This window comes from Streptomyces sp. NPDC029466 (assembly GCF_055574515.1).
The window spans coordinates 103894-110551 of sequence record NZ_JBVHZH010000002.1; the positions used below are offsets into that span (position 1 = coordinate 103894).

Annotated in this window: 5 protein-coding genes; all 5 read left to right on the plus strand. The window is 73.4% G+C overall.

The features are described from left to right. Positions 1-5 precede the first annotated feature (5 nt). The 5 genes from ACZ4XD_RS02275 (at position 6) to ACZ4XD_RS02295 (ending at position 6475) form a co-directional block, all read left to right on the plus strand. Positions 6-1925: an acetyl/propionyl/methylcrotonyl-CoA carboxylase subunit alpha gene (locus ACZ4XD_RS02275; RefSeq protein WP_468037346.1), complete on the plus strand. Its 1920-nt coding sequence runs from the start codon at positions 6-8 to the stop codon at positions 1923-1925. 295 nt (positions 1926-2220) lie between these two features. Continuing rightward, a complete protein-coding gene (locus ACZ4XD_RS02280; RefSeq protein ID WP_468037348.1) occupies positions 2221-3384 on the plus strand; it encodes an acyl-CoA dehydrogenase family protein in 1164 nt (387 codons plus the stop codon). Positions 3385-3486: 102 nt separating this feature from the next. After that, positions 3487-5076, plus strand: coding sequence for a 4-coumarate--CoA ligase family protein (locus ACZ4XD_RS02285; RefSeq protein WP_468037350.1), 1590 nt, complete (start codon positions 3487-3489; stop codon positions 5074-5076). Further along, the gene (locus ACZ4XD_RS02290; protein ID WP_468037352.1) at positions 5073-5858 is read left to right on the plus strand and encodes an enoyl-CoA hydratase family protein; all 786 of its coding nucleotides are present in this window, start codon (positions 5073-5075) and stop codon (positions 5856-5858) included. Before ACZ4XD_RS02285 ends, ACZ4XD_RS02290 begins: the two co-directional genes overlap by 4 nt. Next, complete coding sequence (locus ACZ4XD_RS02295) at positions 5846-6475, plus strand: TetR/AcrR family transcriptional regulator (RefSeq protein WP_468037354.1); 630 nt, start codon at positions 5846-5848, stop codon at positions 6473-6475. Before ACZ4XD_RS02290 ends, ACZ4XD_RS02295 begins: the two co-directional genes overlap by 13 nt. Positions 6476-6658: the final 183 nt, after the last annotated feature.

The following is a 6658-nucleotide window of genomic DNA, read 5'->3' on the forward strand; positions in this document are numbered from 1 at the left end:
CAGAAGTGATCCGTTCCGTACTCGTCGCCAACCGCGGCGAAATAGCCCGGCGGGTCTTCCGCACCTGCCGTGAGCTGGGCATTGCCACCGTCGCCGTGCACTCCGACGCGGACGCCGGCGCCCCGCACGTCCGCGAGGCGGACACCGCCGTACGGCTCCCGGGCGACGCCCCGGCCGACACCTACCTCCGCGGCGACCTGCTGGTCCGGGCCGCACGCGCCGCCGGCGCCGACGCGGTCCACCCCGGCTACGGCTTCCTCTCCGAGAACGCCGGCTTCGCCACCGCGGTGGCCGACGCGGGCCTGGCCTGGATCGGCCCGCCCCCCGCCGCCATCGAGGCCATGGCCTCCAAGACACGGGCCAAGGAGCTGATGGCCGGGGCCGGGGTGCCGCTGCTGGCCCCCGTCGACCCCGGGCAGGCCACCGAGGCCGATCTGCCGCTGCTGGTGAAGGCGGCGGCCGGCGGCGGCGGCCGCGGTATGCGCGTGGTCGCCGAACTGGCCGCCCTCGAAGGCGAATTGAAGGCCGCCGCGGTCGAGGCGGCGTCCGCCTTCGGCGACGGCGAGGTATTCGTCGAGCCCTACGTCGTCGGCGGACGCCATGTCGAGGTGCAGATCCTCGCCGACGGCCACGGCACGGTCTGGACCCTCGGCACCCGTGACTGCTCCCTCCAGCGCCGCCACCAGAAGGTCATCGAGGAGGCCCCGGCCCCCGGCCTGTCCGGGGAACTGCGCACCACCCTGCACGGGGCCGCCGAGCGGGCCGCCCGTGCCATCGGCTACCGGGGCGCGGGCACCGTCGAATTCCTGGTGGACCGCAGCGGCCGGGCGTACTTCCTGGAGATGAACACCCGCCTCCAGGTCGAACACCCCGTCACCGAGGCCGTATACCGCCTCGACCTGGTCGCCCTCCAGCTGAGCATCGCCGAGGGCCGCCCCCTGGACGCCGCCCCGCCGCAGCCCCACGGGCACGCCGTGGAAGCCCGGCTCTACGCGGAGGACCCGGCATCCGGCTGGCAGCCGCAGACCGGCACCCTGCACCGGCTCGCGCTGCCCGACGGCGTCCGGCTGGACTCCGGCGTGACCGACGGCGACACCATCGGCGTCCACTACGACCCGATGCTGGCCAAGGTCATCGCCTGGGCCCCGAGCCGCGACGAGGCCGTACGGAAACTGGCCGGCGCTCTGGAACGAGCCGTCCTCCACGGCCCCGTCACCAACCGCGACCTGCTCGTCCGCTCCCTGCGCCACCCGGACTTCACCGACCCCGACGCCCTGGACACCGGCTTCTACGACCGCCACCTCGCCGAACTCACCACCAACAACGCCGACGGGGCCCCGGTCTTCGCCCTCGCCGCCGCCCTCGCCGACGCCCACGGCCGCTCCCGCTTCGGCGGCTTCCGCAACGTCCCCTCCGGCCCCCAGACCAAGACCTACGCCGGCGCGGGCACCGAACACACCATCCGCTACCGCCTCGGCCGCGACGGCCTGCGGGCCGAGGACTTCCCCGGCGTCCGGCTGCTCGCCCACAGCCCGGACGAGGTCGTGCTCGAAATCGACGGACTACGGCGGCAGTTCGCGGTCGCCCGCTACGGCGACCGCGTCCATGTCGACGCACCACCGTCCCCGGGCGGGGTCACCACCCCCACCTCCCACACCTTCACCGCCCTGCCCCGCTTCCCCGACCCCACCGCCCGCACGGAGCCCGGCTCCCTCCTGGCCCCCATGCCCGGCACGGTCGTACGCCTCGCCGAGGACCTCACCGAGGGCAACCAGGTCAAGGCCGGCCAGCCCCTGCTCTGGCTGGAGGCCATGAAGATGGAACACAAAATCACCGCCCCGGCAGCCGGCACCCTCACCTCCCTCCCCGTCACCCCAGGCCAACAGGTCGAAGTAGGGACCCTCCTGGCCGTCGTCACGGACTGACGCACCACCCCCCGGGTTTTTGACAGCTCCCCCCACCGGGGTGGGGCCCGCCAAGAGACGCGAGGTGGCGGGGCTGGAGGGGCCTGGTGTGGACGTAAAGCGAAGCAGTCCACACACCAGGCCCCGGAGGCCCCGACACCGCACCACCCGCACACCCGGGGCCCACCCCCCCCAACACCCCCTCCCACCGCCGAAGGCGGGAAACGGCGCCGCACCCGACAACGCAACCGAAGCCGAAAACGCACCGCCGCCGGCAGCGAAACGCACCGCAACCGACGACCCCGAGGAGACCCTCATGGGCACCCCGACGATCGAGTCCGAGGAACACCGCGCCCTGCGCAAAGCCGTAGCCGCCCTGGGCAATCGCTACGGCCGCGACTACTTCGCCCGCGTCGTGGCGGACGGCACCCACACCGACGACCTCTGGGCGGAGGCCGCCGAACTCGGCTACCTCGGCGTCAACCTCCCCGAGGAGCACGGCGGCGGAGGCGGCGGCATCGTCGAACTCTCCATCGTGCTGGAGGAGTTGGGCGCCGCCGGCTGCCCCCTCCTGATGATGGTGGTCTCGCCCGCCATCTGCGGCACGGTCATCGCCCGGTTCGGCACCGAGGAGCAGAAGCGGACCTGGCTCCCGGGCCTCGCCGACGGCTCCCGCAAGATGGCCTTCGGCATCACCGAACCGGACGCCGGCTCCAACTCGCACCGCATCACGACCACCGCCCGCAAGGACGGCGAGGACTGGGTCCTCAACGGCCGCAAGGTCTTCATCTCCGGCGTCGACATCGCCGACGCGACCCTGATCGTCGGCCGCACCGAGGACGCCCGCACCGGCCGCCTGAAGCCCTGCCTCTTCATCGTGCCGCGCGACACCCCCGGCTTCGGCCGCAGCCCGATCGCGATGGAACTGTCCGCCCCGGAGAAGCAGTTCGAGCTGACCCTGGACGAGGTACGGCTGCCCGCCGACGCGCTGGTCGGCGACGAGGACGCCGGGCTGCTCCAGCTGTTCGCCGGGCTCAACCCGGAGCGGATCATGACCGCCGCCTTCGCCCTCGGCATGGGCCGCTACGCGCTGGGCCGGGCCGTCGACTACGCCGGTACCCGCCAGGTGTGGAAGGAGCCCATCGGCGCCCACCAGGCCGTCGCCCACCCGCTCGCGCAGGCCCATATCGAGCTGGAGCTCGCCCGGCTGATGACGCAGAAGGCGGCCCATCTCTACGACGCGGGCGACGACCTGGGCGCGGGCGAGGCCGCCAACATGGCCAAGTACGCGGCGGCCGAGGCCGCGGTGCACGCCGTCGACCAGGCCGTCCACACCCTCGGCGGCAACGGCCTCACCCAGGAGTACGGCCTCGGCTCGATGATCACCGCCGCCCGGGTGGCGCGGATCGCGCCGGTCAGCCGCGAGATGATCCTCAACTTTGTCTCGCACCAGTCCCTGGGGCTGCCCAAGTCGTACTGAGGGCGCCATGCTGACCGTGCCGGCCGGGCGGCCCGCCCCGGCCGGCGGGGCGGCGCCGCACCCGCCCGGCCCGTCCTACCCCGTCGAAGGGAAGGCCCCGGCATGGTGTCCCACGTGTTCCACAGCGAGTACGCCGACGTCGCGCCCGTAGAGCTGCCGATCCATGAGGCCGTCCTCGGGCGGGCGGCGGAGTACGGCGACCGGCCCGCACTGATCGACGGCCTCGACGGCACCACCCTCAGCTACACCGAGCTGGACCGTCTCAGCCGCCGGATCGCGGCGGCCCTGGCGGCGTCCGGCGTCCGCAAGGGCGAGGTGCTGGCCCTGCACAGCCCGAACACCGTGCTCTTCCCGGCCGTGTTCTACGCCGCCTCGCGCTGCGGGGCGGCGGTCACCACCGTCCATCCGCTCGCCACCGAGGGCGAGTTCACCAAACAGCTGAAGGACTCCGGGGCCCGCTGGATCGTGACCGTATCGGCGCTGCTGGACACCGCCCGCGCCGCCGCCCAGCAGACCGGCGGTATCGCCGAGATCCTCGTCTGCGACCGGGCCCCGGGCCACCGCTCCGTAGGGGACCTGGCCGCCGGAACCGCCCCGGAACCATCGGTCACCCTCAATCCGGCCCAGGACCTGGCCGTCCTCCCCTACTCCTCCGGCACCACCGGCACCCCCAAGGGCGTGATGCTCACCCACCGCAGCATCGCCACCAACCTCGCCCAGCTCGCCCCGCTCGTCTCCAACGGCCCCGACGACCGGGTCCTCGCCGTACTGCCCTTCTTCCACATCTACGGGCTGACCGCCCTGATGAACGCCCCACTGCGCAACGGCGCCACCGTCGTCGTCCTGCCCCGCTTCGACCTGAAGCAATTCCTCACCACCATCGAGCAACACCGCATCACGGCCGTCTACGTGGCACCCCCGATCGTCCTCGCCCTCGCCAAACACCCCCTGGTCGCCGACTACGACCTCTCCTCCCTGCGCTACCTGGTCTCCGCCGCGGCGCCCCTGGACGCCGGGCTGGCCGCGGCCTGCTCCCGGCGGCTCGGCCTGCCACCGGTGCTCCAGGCCTACGGCATGACCGAGCTGAGCCCCGGCACCCACTGCGTCCCCCTCGACGCCCCGAACCCGCCGCCCGGCGCCGTCGGCAAGCTGATCCCCAACACCGAGATGCGCCTGGTGTCCCTGGAGACCGGCCAGGACGTGGGGCCGGGGGAGAGCGGCGAGATCCTCATCCGCGGCCCCCAGGTCATGAAGGGCTATCTGGGGCGGCCCGCCGAGACCGACGCGATGATCGACCCCGACGGCTGGCTGCACACCGGCGACATCGGACGGACCGACGGCGACGGCTGGCTCCATGTCGTCGACCGCGTCAAGGAGTTGATCAAATACAAGGGCTATCAGGTCGCCCCCGCCGACCTCGAAGCGCTGCTGCTCACCCACGACGCGATCGCCGACGCCGCGGTCATCGGCGTCCAGGACGAGGACGGCAACGAGGTGCCCAAGGCGTTCGTGGTGCGGCAGCGGGGGGCCCGGCTGACCGAGGACGAGGTGATCGCGTACGTTGCCGGACAGGTCGCCCCGTACAAAAAAGTGCGCCGCGTGGAATTCCTGGCCAGCGTGCCGCGCGCCACCACCGGAAAGATCCTGCGGCGCGAACTGCGCGCCAGGGAAAGGAGCTCGACGCCCCGATGACCGACGCCCCGACGACCGACGCGTCCGCGGAGACCCTGGTCCCGCGCTCCCACGAGCGCGGCATCACCACCCTCACCCTGGACTCCCCGCACAACCGCAACGCCCTCTCCACCCGCCTGGTCGCCGAACTGCACCAGGCGCTCACGGACGCCGCGGCCGACGACGACACCCGCGCCGTCGTCCTCACCCACACCGGCGGCACGTTCTGCGCCGGCGCTGACCTCTCCGAGGCCACCTCGGGCACCGCGAAGGACGGCCCGCTGGGCCTGGCCCGGCTGCTGCGCGCGATCGTGGCACTGCCCAAACCGGTCGTCGCCCGGGTCACCGGACACGTCCGGGCCGGCGGCCTGGGTCTGCTCGGCGCCTGCGACATCTCCGCGGCCGGCCCGGACGCCACCTTCGCCTTCACCGAGGCCCGCCTCGGCCTCGCCCCCGCCGTCATCTCGCTGCCGCTGCTGCCGCGGCTGGACCCCCGCGCCGCCGGCCGCTACTACCTGACCGGCGAGAAGTTCGACGCGGCCGAGGCGGCCCGGATCGGCCTGGTCACCCTCGCCGCCGACGACGTCGACACCGGCCTCGCGCCCGTACTGGACGGGCTGCGCAAGGGGTCCCCCCAGGGCCTGGCCGAGTCGAAGAAGCTGGTCACGGCAGAGGTGCTGGCCGCCTTCGACCGCGACACCGACGCGCTCGCCGAACAGTCCGCCCGGCTCTTCGGCTCCGCCGAGGCCCGCGAGGGCATGACCGCCTTCCTGGAACGACGGGCCCCCGCATGGGCGCGCTGACCCCCGCCCGCGGCCCCAAGCAGCCCCAGCAGGAACGCAGCCGCGCCACCCGCCTCAAACTGCTGGAGGCCGCCGTCTCCTGCCTGGCGGAGCGCGGCTGGAGCGGCAGCACGGTCGCAGTGGTCGCCGAGCGGGCCGGCGTCTCCCGGGGCGCCGCCCAGCACCACTTCCGCACCCGCGAGGACCTCTTCACGGCGGCCGTCGAACACGTCGCCGAGAAGCGCCAGGGCGCCGTCAAGGCGGTCGCCCACAACCTGCCCCCGGCCGGCTCCGTCGCCCGCACCTGGATCATCGTCGAGGCCCTCGTCGGCCTCTACACGGGCCCGCTGTTCCGCGCCGCGCTGCATCTGTGGGTCGCCGCCTCCGACGAAGAGCAGCTCCGTGACCGGGTCACCGCCCTGGAGGCCCGCGTCGGCCGGGAGGCCCACCGCACGGCGGTGGCCCTGCTCGACGCGGATGAGGCGGTGGCCGGTGTCCGCGAGACCGTCCAGGGCCTGCTCGACATGGCCCGGGGCCTGGGCCTCGCGAACCTGCTGACGGACGATTCGGCCCGCCGCGATCGGGTCGTCGAGCAATGGGCGAAGATCATCGACGCGATGCTTCGCCCTGAGGGCTAGGTTGTCCTCCCCCCCTCTTTTCGGCTTTCCCGCCGTGGGGGTTTGTCGCCGTTGCGCCTGCGGCGGGCTGGGTGGTTTGCGGGTGCGGTGACGGACCTCCGGGGCCGGGGGGGGGGGGGGGGGGGGGGGGGGGGGGGGGGCGAGGAAAAGAACACCCAGAACAACACACCCCCGCGAGGTGAA

Excerpts from the sequence above, each read along its gene's own strand:
- ACZ4XD_RS02280 (WP_468037348.1), top strand. The coding sequence starts at position 2,221 with ATGGGCACCCCGACGATCGAGTCCGAGGAACACCGCGCCCTGCGCAAA.
- ACZ4XD_RS02285 (WP_468037350.1), top strand. The coding sequence starts at position 3,487 with ATGGTGTCCCACGTGTTCCACAGCGAGTACGCCGACGTCGCGCCCGTA.
- ACZ4XD_RS02290 (WP_468037352.1), top strand. The coding sequence starts at position 5,073 with ATGACCGACGCCCCGACGACCGACGCGTCCGCGGAGACCCTGGTCCCG.
- ACZ4XD_RS02295 (WP_468037354.1), top strand. The coding sequence starts at position 5,846 with ATGGGCGCGCTGACCCCCGCCCGCGGCCCCAAGCAGCCCCAGCAGGAA.